We start from the raw sequence: 19565 nt of genomic DNA on the forward strand, positions 1-19565 counted from the left end.
CCGCCCGGATGATGTTTCGAATAGGAATTCAAGTTATGGATACAAAAGCTGGAGGCTGCCGGGATAACGATCCTGGCAGTCTTATTTCTATTTTGTGGATCTAAACGGATATTTGAGGGTATATATCCATATGTTAATGGAAGAAATTTAATGAATGATTCGCTGTGCGCGCGATGCGGAAATAGTGTGGACCCTATTATATAGAAAATAGAAGGACGGTGCTCGGAAGATTTTGCGGGCATGCATGTTTAGAAAAGCAATTCTATAGAAACAGGTGATATAATAATGGCACAGACAAGTATTATTCTACGCATAGAGCTTGACCATCAAGTCGTCAGCTTCGGCGATGTTGCGGCAACAATCGCCCGTGCGGGCGGTGACATTATATCGATCGATGTCATACGTCCAGGCAAGGATTCCTCCGTTCGCGACATTACGGTCGATGTGGCTGATACAGCAGAAGCAAGTATCGTAGACTCGCTTAAAGCCCAAGCCGGGATTAAGCTGGTGAATGTATCGGATCGGGCCTTCCTTGCCCACTTGGGCGGCAAGATCGAGATTCAACCGAAGCTCCCGATCAAGAATCGCGATGATTTATCCCGCGTCTATACGCCTGGCGTGGCCAAGGTTTGCACCGCTATCCATGAGAATCCGATGAAAGCCTACTCCTTGACGATCAAGCGTAATACGGTAGCGGTCGTATCCGACGGCACGGCCGTGCTCGGTTTGGGCGATATTGGTCCATATGGGGCTGCGCCTGTTATGGAGGGGAAGGCCATGCTGTTTAAGCAGCTGGCTGGTGTAGATGCCTTTCCGATCTGCCTCGATACGACCGACACCGAGGAGATTATCCGCACGATCAAAGCGATTGCCCCTATCTTCGGGGGAATTAACCTGGAGGATATTAGCGCGCCGCGCTGTTTCGAGATCGAGAGCAGGCTGGCTGACGAGATGGACATTCCGGTCTTTCATGACGATCAGCACGGTACTGCCGTCGTCGTCATTGCGGGTCTGCTGAATGCACTGAAGGTGACGGGCAAACGGGCCGAGCATATTAGGGTTGTCGTTAATGGCATTGGTGCGGCTGGGGTTTCGATATGCAAAATGCTGTTGAACGCTGGGGTTACAAGGCTGGTTCCCGTTGACCGCCATGGTGCGATTGTCAGGGGCGGGCAATATGAGCACCCGATGTGGCAGTGGCTGGCGGATCAGCCGCAGGTGGAGGACACGTCAGGCTCCTTGCAGGAGGTTATTGTGGGCGCAGACGTCTTTATCGGGGTATCGCGCGGCAAACTATTGACCTCGGCCGATATCAAACGGATGTCCCATGAACCGATCGTGTTCGCGATGGCGAATCCCGAACCCGAGATCTCCCCCGAAGAGGCGCTGCCGCATGCGGCTGTCTACGCGACAGGCCGGAGCGATTATGCGAATCAGATCAACAACGTGCTTGTATTCCCGGGTTTATTCAGGGGCGTGCTGGACTGCCGGGCTAGAAGAATCAACGAGCCGATGAAGCTCGCGGCTTCCCGGGCGATTGCTGCGGTAATCTCCGAGAAGGAACTGAACAACTATTACATCATTCCAAGCATATTCAATGAAATGGTTGTTACCAATGTGCGCAAGGCCGTTATCGAAGCGGCCATTCTGACCGGCGTGGCGCGCAGAACGCCGCCTGAGTTCGGCTAGCAGCCGGCTTCTGTCGATAGGAACGAACGAGCGGTGCAGGATTTCGCCTGCACGGCTGGTTTTATTTACCGAGAATTCTTTGTACATCAGGGGGAAATGTAGATGGTTACGACCGAGTCAACATCGATAAGTGAATTACTGTTTCCGCACATAACGGAATCGCCGCAGGAGCTCGAGCGGCGATATCCGCCGCGAACGCTCGGGGAGGATGCGTTCGTGACGCGATTCGCTCCAAGCCCGACAGGCTTCCTCCATATCGGGGGACTGTTCACGGCTATGATCTCCACGCATCTGGCCAAGCAGTCAGGCGGCCTGTGCTATCTAAGGATCGAGGACACGGACAAGAAAAGGGAAGTCGAAGGCGGGATTTCCGGCATAACGGAATCGCTGCGTGATTTTGGCATTATTTTCGATGAAGGCGTAATAGGGACGGGGGAAGAGCGCGGCGGGTACGGGCCATACCGGCAAAGCGACAGGGAAGCGATTTATCATGTCTATGCGAAGGATCTGGTACGAAGAGGTCTCGCTTACCCGTGCTTCTGCACAGAGTCGGAGCTGGAGGCTGCCCGCGCCAGCCAGGAAGCACAGAAGCTCAGACCCGGCTGCTACAAGGAATGGGCGTTCCACCGGAATCTAACTCTCGCAGAAGTGAAGGAGCGCCTGGCTTCAGGCCAGTCCTATGTGCTGCGCTTGAGATCGGAAGGAAGCCATGACCGGCATGTGACATTCAGCGATGGCGTCAAAGGAAAAGTGACGCTGTCCGAGCACGATATGGATATCGTGATCCTGAAGTCGGATGGCATGCCAACGTATCATTTTGCCCATGTGGTGGACGATCACTTGATGCGGACGACTCATGTCATCCGCGGGGATGAATGGCTGTCATCGGCGCCGATCCATCTGCAATTATTCGAGATGCTGGGGTTAGAAGCGCCTTCTTACTCCCATATTGCCCCGATCCTGAAGCAGGACGGCAGCTCCAAGCGAAAGCTGAGCAAGCGGAAGGATCCTGAAGCGGCTGTCAGCTACTTCAAAGAGCTCGGCTTCCCGTCTGAAGCCATTCTCGAATATATGCTGGGGCTGGCGAATTGGACCTATGAGGATTGGAGAAAAGAACATCCCTCGGAGGAACGTGATCAATTTCGCTTGGAATTGGACAAGATGGGCAGCAGCGGCGCGCTGTTCGACCGGATTAAGCTCGAGGATATCAGTAAACAGGTGATTGCCCGAATGGATGCCGCAGAAGTCTATAGGCATGTGCTGGAATGGGCGAAGACCTTCCATCCCGAGCTGGCTGGCCAGCTAGAAACCGATCCTGACTATGCGCATGCTATTCTTGCCATCGGGAGAGGAGCAGCGAACGCCCGCAAGGATATCGCGATCTGGTCTGACGTTCCAGCCTATATGGCTTATTTCTATGAGAATGAATCCCCCGATGTAGCGGCCTCCGATGTGCCGGATTCCATCACTACGGAGGATGCAGTGAAAGTAATCGAGGACTATGCGAGCGTATATCGTCATACGGATGATAAGGATGAATGGTTCAGCTCCATTCAACAATTATCGGAGCGGCACGGCTATGCAGGCAATATGAAACAATATAAGAAGGAGCCAGCCGCCTATAAAGGGCATGTAGGCGATGTTAGCTTGCTGCTGCGCTTAACGATTACAGGACGAGCCCGGACTCCGGATTTGTATGACGTTATGCAGGTCATGGGGAATGAACGCGTTATGGCGAGATTGAGGACACGCAAGGAATGGACATAAACATCGAGGGAGCTAAGGAAGCCGCGACAAACGCGGTTTTCTTTATCGTTAACTGAGCGGATAACGAATTAAGGGTATTTTTCCTTTTTATGTGAATATCATGGGCGAACCTTGCTCTAGATGCCGCTAAGGAGTAAAGTGAAGTCAAGCTATCACCCGTGAACAGCTGCTTTGTGGATGGAGGATCATCGCCGAATCGATGATGGAGCAGGCTGCCTGCAATAACGTTCTGGAGGTCAAATACCATGCTTAAGAAGCACTTATATATCAATGGGAAGTGGCAGGAAACACCCTCGTACGTGACGCTGAATTCCCCATATACCAATGATCCCATCGCCGAAGTGGCCGTCGCCGAACCGGCGGACGTCGAGGCGGCGATCGCAGCGGCCGTGAATGCAAGGCCTGTCATGCGGGCTATGCCGGCTCATCAGAGAGCCAGTGTTCTGGAGAAGCTGTGCAGGCTGATGGAAGAGAGAAGAAGCGAGGCTGCCGAGATGATTGCGCTTGAGGCGGCTAAGCCCATTAAAGCAGCTCTTGCGGAAGTGGATCGAACGATCCAGACGTATAAGTTCGCTGCCGAGGAAGCCAAGCGGATTCACGGCGAGACGATTCCGCTCGATGCGGCACCAGGGGGAGAAGGGCGGTTTGGCTATACCGCCAAGGAGCCGGTTGGCGTAGTAGGAGCTATTACGCCGTTCAATTTCCCGATGAACTTGGTTGCGCATAAAGTCGGGCCTGCCATAGCGGCGGGCAATACCGTCGTGCTGAAGCCTGCGGAGCAGACGCCGCTATCCGCATATTTTATTTGCGAGCTGCTGGAGGAAGCGGGATTGCCGGCCGGCGTATTGAATGTCGTGACCGGGGATGGCAAACTGATCGGCGAGCAGATCGTATCCGATCCGAGGGTTAACTATATTTCGTTCACCGGCAGTCCGCGGGTTGGATTGCAGATACGTGAGAGGGCGGGCTTGAAGAGAGTTACGCTGGAGCTTGGTTCTAACTCCGCGGTTATTATTGACAAGGATGCCGACATTGGCTCTATCGTGGCTCGCTCCATAGCCGGGGCCTTCTCGTACCAAGGACAGGTGTGCATATCGCTTCAGCGCATCTATGTAATGGAAGAACGCTATGAGGAATTCGTTGAGAAGTTTCTCTCCTCGATGCAAAGCTTGCGAGTAGGTAATCCGCTCCATGAGGATACGGACGTATCTGCGCTTATTTCACAGCGAGACGTAGAGCGGGCGTTGTCTTGGATCGAGGAAGCGAAGGAACAAGGGGCTGTAGTGGCCGCAGGCGGAACTGCCGAGGGCAGTATTCTGCTGCCAACAGTACTTCTCCATGTTAACCCGTCTGCTCAAGTATCCTGCAAAGAGGTCTTTGCTCCGATCGTGCTGATTAACAAGGTGCAGTCGATCGATGAAGCGATCGCGCATGTGAACGATTCCTTATACGGCCTGCAGGCCGGCATCTATACATCCAATGTGAACACGGCAATGAATGCTGCGGAGCAGCTTCATGTGGGCGGCGTCATGATTAATGATATTCCCACCTTCCGGGTCGATCATATGCCATATGGCGGCGTGAAACAGAGCGGTGTCGGCCGCGAAGGCGTCAAATATGCAGTCGAGGAAATGCTGGAGACCAAGCTGATTATTTTCAACCGGAACTAAGTGAACCATAACCATTTTATTTCATATGTCCAATTACGAGGAAATTCTTATCGTGATTGGACTTTTTGCTGCATGTACGGAAACTGGAATTATCCGTCTGTTAATAAAGGATTACCCTGTCTGCATCTTGAACATATAATCGACCATGAACATGCGACTTCCTTCATACAACTACGCTTTGATGCTTCTGGTAACGTTCTTCATGTTGAATGCGAATATGATTCTACGAGGAGAGGGATGCAGATGCATGTCGAGATTCATTTTTCGGATATGTCCCACACGCTGCAAATTGTAGGCTGTCACTTTGGGGTCAAACCGGCGGGCTGGGAGTATCCCCGGCATCATCACCACTTGTTCGAGATTATTTATTGTTGGGATGGTGCGGTGACCCTGATCGTGGACGATCACGAGATACGGATCAATTCCGGAGACTTATTACTGCTCAAGCCCGGTGTGAAGCATCACTCCCGTAATGACTCCGCAGGACCTCATACCTTCTTTAATATTCATTTCAATATCGATGATTTAGAGCTCCGCAATTTACTTACCGCGTCTCCTTATCAGCATATGAAGCGTGAAAATGTGCACCAGACCCGGCTTCCGGCGTATATGGATGAAATTGAAAGCCTGCTGCAGCAGGGACTGCTGAATTCGGGCAATCATTATTGGATGGATGATGAAAGATTTATTACGTTACGGAGTATGGAGAAATTATCTCTGCAAGGTCACATTCTACTCATCATGAAGGAAGTCATTTCATATGTGACCTCCGTAGTATTGGCTGACGATGAAGATGGGCATGCAGGCGGATCCACACTGCAAATCGATGTCGCGCATGAAATAGAAGCAAGGCTTCAAAGCGTGGATTGCTTCAAGGGGGTCATCGCTCAAATTGCGCAGGAGCAGAACATAAGCCGCAGTCATTGCCACAAAATATTTACGAGAGTATACGGCATGTCTCCGCGGCAATACTTGAGTCAGCTCAAGCTGAATCAAGCGAAGCTGCTGCTCCTTGGCTATGAGTTCACGATCGAGGAGATTTCGAAGAAATTAGGCTTCTCCACAATCAGTCATTTCTCCCGGCAATTCAGAAGATGGACCGGTGTTTCTCCTAATCAATTCCGTCCGAAGCCGTAACCGCGATGGAATGCTGCCGATAACCGATAGCATACCCGCCAAGCAGGCTGTTTCAAGAGAAACAGTCTGTTTTTTTTGGCTACAAAAGGACAAATAGATAACCGTTATGCCAATTGTATCTAAATATGCAATTTCTTATGATGGAAGTGAACATATCGGGGACGAAAAACAAGGAGGGAGAGAGTAACTGTGAAATGTAAACGCTTTATTGCGGGAGGGAAACATAAATAGTCAGGGAGGGTTTGAGAATGAAACGTCCATTCAAACGCGTGTTGTCACTGCTTCTGTCTATAAGTATGGCAATTGCAGCGGTGCTGCCGTCTAGTTCAACCGTGTCGGCTGCCGGCCCAGAGCCTGAGAGATCCGATATTGCCGGGCATTGGGCTGAACAGCCTATGAGCAGATGGATCGGCCAAGGCCTTCTCGAAGGGAATGGAGAGGGTCAATATAATCCGGATCGGACAGCTACACGAGCGGAATTCGTTGCGCTCATGAACCGTATCTTCCGAATTGTTCAGCCTTCAGCGGACAAGCCGTTCACGGATGTGAAATCGGATGCCTGGTACGCGGATGCGGTCAGTAAAATCTATCAAGCAGGCATTATTGAAGGTGTGGGCGAAGGCAAGTTCAAACCGGATGCGTTCATCACGAGGGAGGATGCTGCGGTCATCGTAGCAAGAGCCTTCCGGATTGATTTCGATCGTTCGGGAACGGATTCAGGAACTGCCGCAGGATTTGCGGACTATAAGCAAATCTCTGCCTATGCGCTTGAAGCTGTGGCGGCCTTGCATGTGGGTGGCTACATGAAGGGGCGTGATAACCGGCAGTTTGCTCCTAAAGCCAAGATCACCCGTGCCGAAATCGTTCAACTGATCGATAATGTGATGGGTACGCTTATTAACAAGCCGGGATCGTATAGCACGCAAGCGGCCGGGAATATGGTCGTAAATACGGATGGCGTAACAATTAAAGAGCTTGTCATTCCTGGAGACTTGTACATCACTCAGGGTGTCGGTGAAGGAGAACTGACACTGGATGGGGTGACTGTCGAAGGAACGACATATGTGCTAGGCGGTGGTAAAAACAGCATTAAGGTGCGGAATTCCACGTTGAAAGGTCCCCTAATCGTACAAAAATGGAATGCAGAGGTTCGGGTGGCGGCATCGGGAACGACGGAAATACCGCAAACCGTCATGCTGTCCGGAGGCATTCTCGAGGAGGAAGAACTTACAGACGATGCGGAAGGCTTTGATCAGGTGGAGATTCGTTTGCCGCAAGGTGCAGCCTTGAAGAATATTACGCTGATAGGACTGTTTAATAAAGTATGGAATAGAACGCCTGGATCTATATTCATGTTTCCGTTAAATACCATCATACGTGCTATCGTCTTCGATGAAGCGGCAGAAGCAGCAGGAGATGGGGTTATTGAGCAGGCCGACCTTAATGCTGCCGGCGTGAAATTAAATAAGTGGCCCAAGGGGATAACCTTCGCCAAAGGCGTAACGGCGTCTATCGCGGGTGAAATCGTATCGGAAGATAACCGCGTCGCCCCTTCTGGATTTGGAGGTGCGATTGTAATCCCGACACCGGAAGATCCCGGAGAAAAGGCGGCATCTATCGTTAAAGCCGGGCAGCCGAATGCAGATATTATCGTCAGTCCGGCTGCGGGGCAGTTGGAGAAGCTGGCAGCATCCGAATTGCAAAGCGCCATCAAGATGGTGAGCGGGGCGGAACTGCCGGTTATCGCAGGCGATGTCACGAATCCGGTCAGTGTAGTCCTGGATCAAAGTATGCTGAATGTGATCAAGAGCGGCGATTATCCGCTGGAGATTCAGCTCATTAATAATAGCCGTGTTTCAAAGCGTATCCATCTGCTTCAGACGAGTGGAAGCCCGATCAGTCTTTCTATGCCAGGGGAGATCGTACTGGAGGCGGGACAGATCCAATCCGTGGAGGTCACGGTAACGGTCTCTCGGGAGGGGGTTAGTGGCGTTTATGCGGCTGAAATTCAGGTCAGCGTGGATGGCCGACAATTCAAGACGCTGGATCTTACCGTAAATCTGAACCGCAATCTGATTATGAACGACAGTTTGGAGAATCTGAGCGAGGGCGCTGTCATGCCGGATGGATGGTACTCGCCGGCCGGAGTCGGCTCTTCAGATGATCGTGAAGCCCACACAGGCAGCCGATCGCTAAGAATGGATCTGGGCAGCAACGAGTATACGCATGTCCGGACAGATCATGAGGTGTGGCTGAAGGAGGGCCGGGAATATGTACTCACTGCCTGGGTAAAAGGCACGGCACCCGGACAGAGAATGCTGATCAGCATTGCGATGCCGGCTGGCGGGGATTCATTAAGCCAGAAGCAGCAGCAGTTTAGTATCAGTGATGAATGGCAGAAAATCGAGATGACGTATACGCCGGATGCGGCACATACGACTTCCTTTAACTGGATTCACTTCATGATCGCTATTGGTACGGAGACGATGTGGATCGACGATGTATCCATGAGCGAGGTTGAACAAGTAGAGCCGGTTCAACGTGATCCGGATCGGATTGGGAACTCGAGCAGCGGCGAGGAAGCAAGAGCAGCGGCAGCTGGCGAGCGTAAGCAGATCATACTGGGAACGCCTGCCTCCTTCCCGGAATTACAGACGAAGTATGCCAACGACATGGCCGACCTGAATAACTCGGACGGTTTTGCAATCCGCCAGGAGGGGAACCGGATTTATATCATCGGATCTGAGCCCAAAGGTGTCCTGAATGGCGTATACGACTTTATGGAGAAGAATGCGGAAGTATACTGGACACGTTCCGTGGAATCCGGAACGCTCTACAAGCCGCAATCCACGATAACGGCGGCCAAGGTCGATTATCGGGAGAAGTCCCCCTTTGCTGTGCGCGGATGGCATCTTACAGGCTACGGTGCAAACGGTGACTATCATTCCGATCTAGAGACGGAGAAGATGATGGCACGCAATAAATTAAACGCCAAGTTTGCCGAGACAGGCAATTTGCAGCAATGGCAGAGGTATGAAAGCACGGGACTGAAAGCTTTTAATCTCGGACATAATCTGGAGTTTTGGCTCCCGAATGAGCTTTACTTCGCGGATCATCCCGATTACTACAATGTGGACACCAATGGAAATTACGTTCCAGTGTCGCAGCAAACGCAGCTGAATTTCTACCATCCTGATTTGCCTGGCGTTTTCGCGGGGAGGATTAATCAGTTCTTGAATAATCAGTCCATTGAATATGTGGGCATCGGTATTAACGATACGCATAATTTCAATCAGGGCGAGCTGAGCAAACAGCCATTTGTTACGAAGGACGGTATTGTCGTTCAGCCGGATGATCCTGCCTATAAGTCAACGATATTCTTCAACTTTCTCAATCAAGTCGCAGCAGAGGTGAAGACAGCACATTCGAATGTTAAAATTGTAACCTTTGCATATTTCTTCACGGATGTGCCGCCGCTTGTAGAGGTGGAGGATAATATCGTGGTTGTGATGGCACCGGCGACTGAGGATGAGCGGTCACCTTTCAATTCGAGTGATGAACAAAATCCTAATTATGAATACAAGCTCAAGCTGGAAAAGTGGGCTGAAAAAACAAAAAATGTTGTGATGTATAATTATTACGGCTGCTGCTACTCCCATTCCTACGAAAGACCAATCGCGGAGAAGGTGCAGGCGGACGTCCGATATTACAGGGATTTGGGCATTATGGGGATGATGCCGGAAGGTATTGTAGATAATGGCATTCAGGCGGGTACCGGCATGCAAATGTTTGAAGCCGTAGCGCCGAACTGGGGCGTCAATGCCTTGCAATTCTGGCTCATCCATAAGCTGTTCTGGAATCCTGATGCGGATTTAGACGCGCTGAAGGCTTCATTCCTGCAGAAGGCCTATGGCAGCGCCGCACCTGCCATGAAGCAGTATTACGCGCTTATCGAGCAAGGCTGGAATTATGACCAGCAGGTGATTAACTGGTACTCCAGCGAAAGCCAATTAATCGGGAAGTACATCATCGAAGCCGGGATCAAGGATGCGGCCCAGACTGCGCTTGATGAAGCCTGGAGGCTGGCGGATGACAAGGCAAAGGCGAGAATAGAGCCGATTAAAAAAACGTTCGAGGTGATGACGTATTTAATTGGAGAGCTTCCCGATCTTTCGGCCAATGCAGTCAAGACGACGGCCAGCAAAGAAACGATACTGCAATCGCTGGATTTCAGCCAAGGACCGTGGACTAGCGCTGAACCGTTCAATGACTTCAGGGTCATGAAAACCAGGGAGGAGGTACCGGTCGAGACCAAAGTATATCTGCTGTGGGACGAGGAGAACCTGTATGTCGGGTATGAGAATTTCGATGATGATGTATCAAAAATGATCGTAAGCGACGATGCGCCGGGATCCTGGTGGACCAGCGGTGCCGATGACTCCGTGGAAACCTATGTTACGGGCGATATTGAGGGAGACTTCTACGCCTTCTTCTCCAACCCGAAAGCGGTTCATTTTGCTTACAAAAAAGGAGTGCGGCCTTCGCCTGAGACCGTGTGGGAAACAAACGCTTCGACGGGAACGGATCGCTGGAATGTGGTTCAAGTCATTCCATTCGCCAGTATCGGCGTTGATATTCATACAACGGACACGCTAATGGGATTCTTCTTCAGAAATTATCATGGCATGACCGGATTTTTCGGCTGGGGCGGGGGCTCGGTCTGGCAGTCCTCCGATTTTAACCCGATCCATCTCATCGAACCATAAAGCATGCACAGCCGTCCCGGCTCACAGAAGCGGGGCGGCTTTCTTCATGGCGGGATCCGGAAATTTCCGTATGCCTGGACGCAGACACGAGCTTCGCCCCTCTTTTCAAATGGAATCACAACGGCTATAGTAAGGCGTAACCAAGCTCGGGAACGATATCGCTGCTTACTTTCTGGAGGGAGAGCGCTTCCTTCCTGTGTCTGATCCTATTCAAGCAGCATCATTCATAAGATAGCTCCACTTCGATCGGCCATGCCGAGCCGAGCTATTTCGTGATGCCATTGCTGACAAACACCGGGTACGGCCATGCCGGACAACAGCTGAAAGGAATGCCACAACATGAAAATTTTCAACATCCGCCGAACGGTCCTCGCGAATCTGGTTGCCATCTTTATTGTTCTGAACGTCCCCGTCTATATTATGAATTTCTACATCACCCAGCATGCCGAGCAAAATATATTAAAACGTTCGACAGACGCGATCGGCTCGAACGCACGCTATTTTCTGGACAGCTTCGAAACCGAGATTCAGCGGATCGACCGGTTGAAGAATGAATATTTGAGCAATGAAGAATTTCTTCAGCTGGCCATAGAAGGGCCGTATTTGGATCCCTATACCAAGAATTCGCTCATTCTGTCGGTGAAAGACAAGCTGGCCCTTCTGAAGACGTCCAGCACATTCGTCAAGGATGTAAAGGTGTACTTCCCTAATCTGCAGCGCGGCGTCTTTGCAAGCAGCTACGAGAACCAGATCGCGAAGGAAGATGTGCGAAGAATGCTGGGGTCCTATAAAGACAAATCGATGCTGCATACGTCCCGGACCGGACTTGCGTTAGGCGGGCTCTATCCGGTCCCCTTGACGGATGACAATTTCATTCATTCGATCGAAATCGAATTGTCCGAGCCAAGCATCAAGAAGATGCTCGCGAACATTGGGAGCACAGACAACCATCAGAGTGGCGTTGCCATTCTGTATAATCCGAAAGGACATTGGAGCGTCTCGAATCATGCCGAGTGGCAGGAGAGCACCCGACTGTCGGCCTTAACGGATGCGGTTAAGCAGGGGGGCGAGCCGAAGGGGGATTACGTGATTGCCGATGTCGAACGGGAGAGCTATATGATTATGCACGAGAAATCGGACATCCTCGGCGTCGAACTGCTCGTAGCCGTACCGGAAGCGGAATTCACGGGGATGCTAAGCCGTTATAGCTATATGCTGTACTCGATTCTGGTCGTGTCCCTGCTATTCGTCCTGCTGTTCGCCTATTGGATCTACCGGCTGATTCATCAACCGTTTCAACGGCTGATGGCTGGACTAAGACGAATCGAGCAGGGAGATTTCGAGACCGTCCTCAGCACGCGCAAGGGAGACGAGTTCTCCATTGTATACCGGCAGTTCAATTCTATGGCCAGCCGTCTCAAAACGTTGATCCAGGAAGTATATGAACACAAGATTAGGCTGCAGCTGTCGGAGCTGAAGCAGCTTCAATCGCAAATTAATCCGCACTTTCTCTATAACAGCTATTATGTCATCTACCGGCTTGCCCAGCGGCATGACGTGGAGCAGGTCGCCGAATATACGCGCTATCTGGGCGATTACTTCAAGTATATTACCCGGAATGCCTCAGAGATGGTTGCGCTTGCCGACGAAATGAACCATGCCGATGCCTATATTCGAATCCAGATGCTAAGGTTCTCCAACCGGATCAAGACCGACACGGAGCCTCTTCCGGAAGAGATCGGCAAGCTGCAGGTGCCGAAGCTCCTGATCCAGCCTCTCATCGAGAATGCTTACACGCATGGGGTGGAGAGCAAGCTGCGGGACGGTTATGTCCGGCTGTCGTTTACACGGACGGATCAGGATCTCCATATCATCATCGAAGACAATGGAGAAGGCCTCTCCGATGGAGCCTTGGGAGAGCTTCGCGAACGGCTTAGCCTGATGAATGAAGATAACACGGTTGACGAGACGACAGGGATGCTGAACGTTCATAAGAGGCTGCAGTTGAAATACGGTAGCCCATACGGCTTATCCGCTGAGCGAAGCGGACTTGGCGGGTTGAAGATCGTGATGATGATTCCTCTCACAATAGATAACATGCATGAAGCAAGGAGTGAACGCGATGTATAAATTGATGATTGTTGACGATGAACCGTTATTTACCGATGGATTGGCGGAATGCTTGCGGGATTTGCGCAATCCGGAGTGGGAAATATTCAAAGCTTACCATGCCGAGGATGCACTGGAGCGTCTGGAGCGAGTCCCTGTGGACGTGCTGCTGCTGGATATCCGGATGCCCGGAATGAATGGCTTGGAGCTTCATCGGGAAGTACAGCGAAGATGGCCCAAATGCAAGGTGCTGTTTCTGACCGGTCATGATGAATTCGGCTATGTTCAGGAGGCGCTGCGGCAAGGCGGAACCGAGTATATCTTGAAGACAGAAGGCGATGAAGTCATCATTGCAGCACTGGAGAAGACCGCCAAGGAGCTGGATGCGGACGATCAGCGGGATCAATGGGCCGCGCAAGCCAGAGCGCGATGGGTTCAGGCCAAATCGTCTCTGCATAAATCGCTGTTCATGGAGCTGGTCAGCGGTGAAGCCGAGGTGGAGCAGCTTGCCGAGCAGTTCGAGGATTTGGCGATTTCGCTAAATCCGCAGCAGCCTGTTCTTATGGCGCTGGGCAAGGTAGATCAATGGAGGACGGAGGTGAGGCCGGCCGATCGTTCCTTATTTTTATTCGCGGTCCAAAATGTGGCGCAGGATTTGCTTCGTCCTTCGACGTCTCTGTTCTCCATCGATATCGACCGCTCCCATATCCTTTGGTTTATTCAGACCTCGACTCCGGAAGCTTCGCAAGACCGGGCGCTATTGTTCGCACAGGGCATTATGGGACAGGTGCAAGAAAAATGCGCCCAGCTGTTTAAATTGGAGATGTCGCTGGTCATCAGCGATAAATTCGTTCCCTTTCAGGAGACGCATGTCCAGTATCATCAACTTAAGAATAAGCTGTTCCGGCATTTTGGCCTGCAGAACCAGCTGTTTCTGATCGATCACAAGCAGGAGGGGCAGGAGGCCGGTAAGACGGTCTACCAGCACAAGCTCGCCCAATTGAAATTTGCGATCGAACATAATCGGAGAGCGGAATTCAGGCATGCCTTAATGCAATTCGAGGAGCTGTCCGGCAGTCAGAGCCGAAGCGCATCCTGGGATCGAACCCAGCTGTACTTCACCCTCGTCTCGATTGCCCTGGACACGATGCGCCAATGGGACTTGCGGGAAGAGGTGGAGGCACGCATCGATCTATCCGCTTTATTCAGCGGCCCCCCTCTTGAGAGCTGGGACCGGTTTCTCGCCTTATACGGTGAGCTGATCGAGCTGCTGTTTGATAAACGTTCGCGTGAGTGGGAGCAGCAGGGGATGGATGTCATCATGCGAATCAAGGCTTTCATCGTTCAGGAGCTCCATGCAGACTTGTCGTTGAGCCGCATAGCAGAGTATGTCTCATACCATCCGGCCTATCTGTCGAGACTTTATAAACAGCTGTCCGGCAGGAGTCTTTCCGAGGATATTGCGGAGATGCGATTGAAGCGCGCCGAACAATTACTGCCGGACAAGCAATTGAAAATCAATGAGATCGGCAAGACGGTCGGCTTCGATTCCCCCCGTTACTTCACCAAGTTTTTCAAATCGCATACAGGACTGACACCCCAGGAATTCCGGGAACGCAGCGGACAATAACCGGCTGGCTCCATTTCGAAGCATAGGTTAACAAAAGACTACGATGTAAACATTGTAGCCGTTCTCATGCTTATCCGGCCTATGGTATAGTTTCACCAGATCGATCTAAACAACTAGAAAACAGGGGGAAAGACATGAAAACAGGCAAGCTTACTCTCGCGATCGTGATCATGCTATCGATGGTATTAACGGCATGCGGGAACAATGATAAACCGCAAGAACCATCGAAGGAATCAGGCGGGAATGCCGGAAGCGCGGCCGTCTCGGATCCGAATCCGGAGCCATTCGGTAAATATGAGAAGACAGTTGAAGTGCATGCTGCGGTTGCCTCGGAACCGAATTGGAAGTTTCCCGAGGGCGACAGCTTCGAGAATAATGCCTGGACGAGAGGCTATGAGCAAGAATTAGGCATTAAGGTTGTCTATGATTGGACGACGAATGAGGGATCTTATTTCAACAAGATGAATGTGGCCATTACCTCTGGCGATCTGCCTGATGTATTCGTTGTTAATGGCGCGCAATTGCGGCTTCTTGCCGAGGCGGATCAGCTGGCTGATCTGACGGAAGTATATGAGAAATATGCGGCGCCGTTTACGAAAGAGCTGATCGAAGGCGACGGCGGACTAGGTCTGAAGGCAGCAAGTCATGGCGGCAAGCTGGTAGGGCTTCCGAAATCCGGATCGACCATCTATGAGCTTCCGATGGTATGGCTGCGTACGGATTGGATGAAGAAGCTGAATTTACAGGAGCCGAAGACGATGCAGGATGTTCTGGCGATTGCCGAAGCTTTCAAGAACGGCGATCCGGACGGGAATGGAAAGCCGGATACGTTCGGACTGCCGATCACGAAGGATCTATACGGAGGCATGGCCTCACTGACCGGTTTCGCCAATAGTTACCACGCTTATCCGCAAATGTGGGTGAAAGATAAAGACGGTAAAGCCGTTTACGGCAGCACCCAGCCGGAAATGAAAGCCACGCTTCAACAGCTTGCGGACATGTATAAGAAGGGCTTGATCGATCCGGAGTTCGGTGTCAAGGATGCGGAGAAAGTGACTGACGATTTCGTCAACAGCAAATTCGGTCTTACGTTCGGAGCCAATTGGAATCCGCTTAATTTCATCGATCTGAAGACGAAGAATCCGGATTCGGACTGGAAAGCGGTCCCGATCGTTTCTTCCGATGATCAAACCGCACTCGGCAGCATCGGTTTCCCGGCTACCCAGTTTACCGTTGTCCGTAAGGGCTTCGAGCATCCGGAAGCCGTTGTGAAGATGCTCAATTTCTATCAAGAGAAGCGTTACGGGAAGACGAAGGATGAATCGGTCTATAACCCGAACGACGCCAAGGGCAATCAGACGCATGTTTATACGTCGGCATTGGTGAAGTCGGACAAGGCCAATGAAATGACGATCTCGGACCTTAAGAATTTGGCCGAAGCCGTCACCAAGCAAGACAAGAGCATCCTGACCGACTATATCCCGGAATATGAGAAAATGATCAAGTTCAAAGATGGCGATCTGTCAGGATGGGCTTCCACCCGTCAAGGCGGACCGGAGGATTCCGGATTCTCGATTCTGATCAAGGCCTACGATAGCAGCTCCTACGTAGCAAACCTGTTCGGCGGACAGACAGAGACCATGTCTGCGAAGTGGAGCACGCTTGATAAGCTTGAGAAAGAGACCTTCACCAAGATTATACTGGGTTACAGCGATATCTCCGCATTCGATGAGTTCGTGGAGAAGTGGAATGCGCTTGGCGGTAAGAAGATCACCGAAGAAGTTAATCGTGATCTGTCCGCCCAGCAGGAATAGATGACCGCGGGGATGCGACGCATGGCGGATTGCATCCCCTTTTCTTTTGTGTAAGCTTTCGTATCGTAGGGAGATGAGCAGATGGTTCAACAACAAGCGACGAGCAGATGGAAACGCCAATGGCCATTGTATGCCATGCTGGTCCCGGCGATCATATGCGTCGTCATCTACAGTTACATCCCGCTTGTAGGAAGTGTAATCGCTTTTCAAGATTTTACGCCGTTCAAAGGCTGGTTCGGCTCGGATTGGGTCGGACTTGATCAATTCAGGTACGCCTTCGAGCTGCCCGATATATGGAAGATCATACGCAATACCGTTGTCATCTCGTTGATGAAAATCGTCGCAGGTCTGTTCGTTCCGATCCTGTTCGCGCTGCTTCTCAACGAAATCAACAAGATGTTCGTCAAGCGGTCGATCCAGACGCTGATTTATTTGCCGCATTTTCTATCATGGGTTATTCTCGGCGGTATCCTGATTGACATTCTGTCTCCTTCGGAAGGCATGGTTAATCAGCTGATCAAGTGGCTCGGCTTCGAACCGGTCTTTTTCCTCGGTGACAACCGGTGGTTCCCCTATATTCTGGTGCTGACGGATACCTGGAAGGAATTCGGCTTCAGCACGATCGTCTACTTGGCTGCTCTAACGGGCATTAATCCGGCTCTCTATGAAGCAGCGGTCATAGACGGTGCCGGCAGAATCAAGCAGACGTGGCACATTACGCTGCCCGGCATGATTCCGATTATCGTGCTGATGGCTACATTAAGCCTTGGCAACGTGCTCAATGCAGGCTTTGACCAAGTGTTCAACCTGTATAGTCCGCAAGTGTACGAGAGCGGCGATGTTCTCGATACGCTGATTTACCGGGTCGGACTGGAGGATATGCAGTATAGCGTGGCGACCGCGCTGGGATTGGTCAAATCCGTCGTTTCATTCGCCTTTATTTCCATCTCATATTGGCTTGCATACCGACTGGCCAACTATCGAATTTTTTAGGGAGGAAGCCGTTATGCAATCATCTTCGTGGGGGCGGTCCGCTTTTCAGCTGTTCAACTATGTGTTTCTGATCGCCATGTCCATTCTGTGCATACTGCCCCTCGTTCACATTCTGGCTATTTCATTCAGCTCAAGCGCAGCCGTGTCGGCTGGAGATGTCACGTTCTGGCCGGTCGACTTCACGTTCAAGTCGTATTCGTTCATTCTCGACAATCCCAAATTTCTCACCTCTGTGGGCATTACGCTGGAGCGGGTCGTGATCGGTACGATCATCAATCTGTTCCTTGCGGTGTTGACGGCCTACCCGTTATCGAAGGAAGTGAGTGCCTTCCGCCACCGGACCTGGTTCGCTTGGCTGTTCGTATTCACGATTCTGTTTAATGGCGGTTTGATTCCATGGTACATGACCATCAAGATGACCGGCTTAATCGACACGATCTGGGCCTTGGTTCTGCCGGGAGCGGTTGCCGTGTTTCATATTATACTGCTGCTCAATTTCTTCCGGGCGCTGCCCAAAGAGCTCGAAGAAGCGGCATTTGTTGACGGAGCCGGCCATTGGACGACATTGTGGCGGATTATGGTGCCCCTTTCGATGCCTGCTATCGCGACGATTCTGCTGTTCACCCTCGTCCAGCATTGGAACTCTTGGTTCGATGGCATGATTCTGATGAACAAGCCTGCTCATTATCCACTGGCTACCTATCTTCAGTCCATTATTATCAAGCTGGATTTTGAGAATTTGCGCCAGGAAGATATCTACTTGCTTGGCCTCATCTCGGACCGGACATCCAAAGCTGCGCAAATCTTTCTCGGAACGCTGCCGATTCTGCTGGCCTACCCGTTCCTCCAGAAACATTTTATGAAGGGGATTGTCCTGGGAAGTGTGAAAGGGTAAATTTAACATATAGCTAAGGAGGTTATGATTCGATGGCAAATCCGATATTCGAACGCCTGTTCCCGGCTCCCGTTAATGGCGGGTACAAGGAGGAGGATGCCTATATTTGGTGCGGATCCTGTATCCGCGGTGAAGATGGCCGGTATCATCTGTTTGCGTCACGCTGGAGCAAGGAACTGGGTTTCGGGGTCAATTGGCTGTTCAATTGCGAAGTCGTGCGGGCATCCAGCTCCGTGCCGGAAGGTCCTTATCAATTCGAAGAAGTCGTGCTGGGCCGGCGGGAACGCCATTATTTTGACGGCATGAACCAGCATAATCCTCACATTCAGTACTGGAATGGGACCTATTACCTCTACTACATGGGCACGACCTATGGAGGACCCATCCCTGGCCCGGGGGATCATGTTTCCTCGGAACGCGGGACGGAAGTGTGGAACAACAAAAGGATCGGACTTGCGACCGCGTCCTCCGTCTTCGGACCTTGGGAACGGCGGGACACGCCATTGCTGGAGCCGCGGTCCGGGCAATGGGATTGTACCATAACGACGAATCCCTCGGTAACGATTCTGCCGGACGGCACAACCTATATGATATACAAATCGCGGGAATATGCCGGTTCGACACTGCAGCTTGGTATTGCGGTCGCCGACCATCCTGCCGGACCGTTCCGCCGGTTGTCCGATAACCCGATTCTGGGCTTCACCGATCCCGACCTGCATGTCGAAGACCCTTTCTTATGGCATGACGGCGAGTTGTTCCATCTCTTGATCAAAGACGACTTCAAGAACGACTCCGAGGGCTTGACGGGCGAATGGGGAGCCGGCGTATATGCGACGAGCACCGACTGTCTGGAGTGGACGATTCATTCCGAGCCGAAGGCGTACTCGCGAACCGTTGCCTGGGATGACGGTACCGTGAAGGAAATGTGCAATTTAGAGCGTCCTTTCTTATTATTGCAAGACGGCGTACCGACCCATCTGTTCGCTGCTACCGGAACCGGGGAGCGGGCTTGGCACTTCTCCCATACTTGGAATATGGTGATTCCTCTTGCCCAGCCGAAGTAGGGTTGAAGGAGGAGAATAGCGCAATTCAACG

11 protein-coding genes are annotated in these 19565 nt (G+C 51.6%); all 11 read left to right on the top strand.

Annotated elements, in window-relative coordinates; genetic code table 11:
* Positions 1-285 precede the first annotated feature (285 nt).
* Positions 286-1689 (top strand): NAD-dependent malic enzyme, encoded by a 1404-nt coding sequence (locus NNL21_RS11925; RefSeq protein ID WP_204819206.1) that lies wholly within the window; start codon positions 286-288, stop codon positions 1687-1689.
* A gap of 102 nt (positions 1690-1791) precedes the next feature.
* On the top strand, positions 1792-3456 hold the full coding sequence (gltX, locus tag NNL21_RS11930) for a glutamate--tRNA ligase (RefSeq protein WP_204819207.1): 1665 nt from the start codon (positions 1792-1794) through the stop codon (positions 3454-3456).
* 245 nt (positions 3457-3701) lie between these two features.
* Entirely contained in the window at positions 3702-5126 is a 1425-nt protein-coding gene (locus NNL21_RS11935; RefSeq protein ID WP_204819208.1) for an aldehyde dehydrogenase family protein, read from the top strand.
* 243 nt (positions 5127-5369) lie between these two features.
* Complete coding sequence (locus NNL21_RS11940) at positions 5370-6263, top strand: AraC family transcriptional regulator (RefSeq protein WP_204819209.1); 894 nt, start codon at positions 5370-5372, stop codon at positions 6261-6263.
* Positions 6264-6511: 248 nt separating this feature from the next.
* Positions 6512-11029: a DUF4838 domain-containing protein gene (locus NNL21_RS11945; RefSeq protein WP_204819210.1), complete on the top strand. Its 4518-nt coding sequence runs from the start codon at positions 6512-6514 to the stop codon at positions 11027-11029.
* A gap of 339 nt (positions 11030-11368) precedes the next feature.
* Positions 11369-13159 (top strand): sensor histidine kinase, encoded by a 1791-nt coding sequence (locus NNL21_RS11950; RefSeq protein WP_204819211.1) that lies wholly within the window; start codon positions 11369-11371, stop codon positions 13157-13159.
* Positions 13152-14768, top strand: a complete 1617-nt coding sequence (locus tag NNL21_RS11955) for a response regulator (protein ID WP_204819212.1) — start codon at positions 13152-13154, stop codon at positions 14766-14768. Before NNL21_RS11950 ends, NNL21_RS11955 begins: the two co-directional genes overlap by 8 nt.
* Before the next feature lie 134 nt (positions 14769-14902).
* Positions 14903-16582 (top strand): extracellular solute-binding protein, encoded by a 1680-nt coding sequence (locus tag NNL21_RS11960; RefSeq protein ID WP_204819213.1) that lies wholly within the window; start codon positions 14903-14905, stop codon positions 16580-16582.
* A gap of 81 nt (positions 16583-16663) precedes the next feature.
* A complete protein-coding gene (locus tag NNL21_RS11965) occupies positions 16664-17575 on the top strand; it encodes an ABC transporter permease (protein WP_204819214.1) in 912 nt (303 codons plus the stop codon).
* A 13-nt stretch (positions 17576-17588) separates the two neighbouring features.
* Positions 17589-18470, top strand: coding sequence for a carbohydrate ABC transporter permease (locus NNL21_RS11970; RefSeq protein WP_204819215.1), 882 nt, complete (start codon positions 17589-17591; stop codon positions 18468-18470).
* 32 nt (positions 18471-18502) lie between these two features.
* Positions 18503-19534: a glycoside hydrolase family protein gene (locus tag NNL21_RS11975; RefSeq protein WP_204819216.1), complete on the top strand. Its 1032-nt coding sequence runs from the start codon at positions 18503-18505 to the stop codon at positions 19532-19534.
* Positions 19535-19565 lie beyond the last annotated feature (31 nt).

The sequence above is a fragment of the Paenibacillus mendelii genome (assembly GCF_024498075.1).
GTDB lineage: Bacteria > Bacillota > Bacilli > Paenibacillales > Paenibacillaceae > Paenibacillus_Z > Paenibacillus_Z mendelii.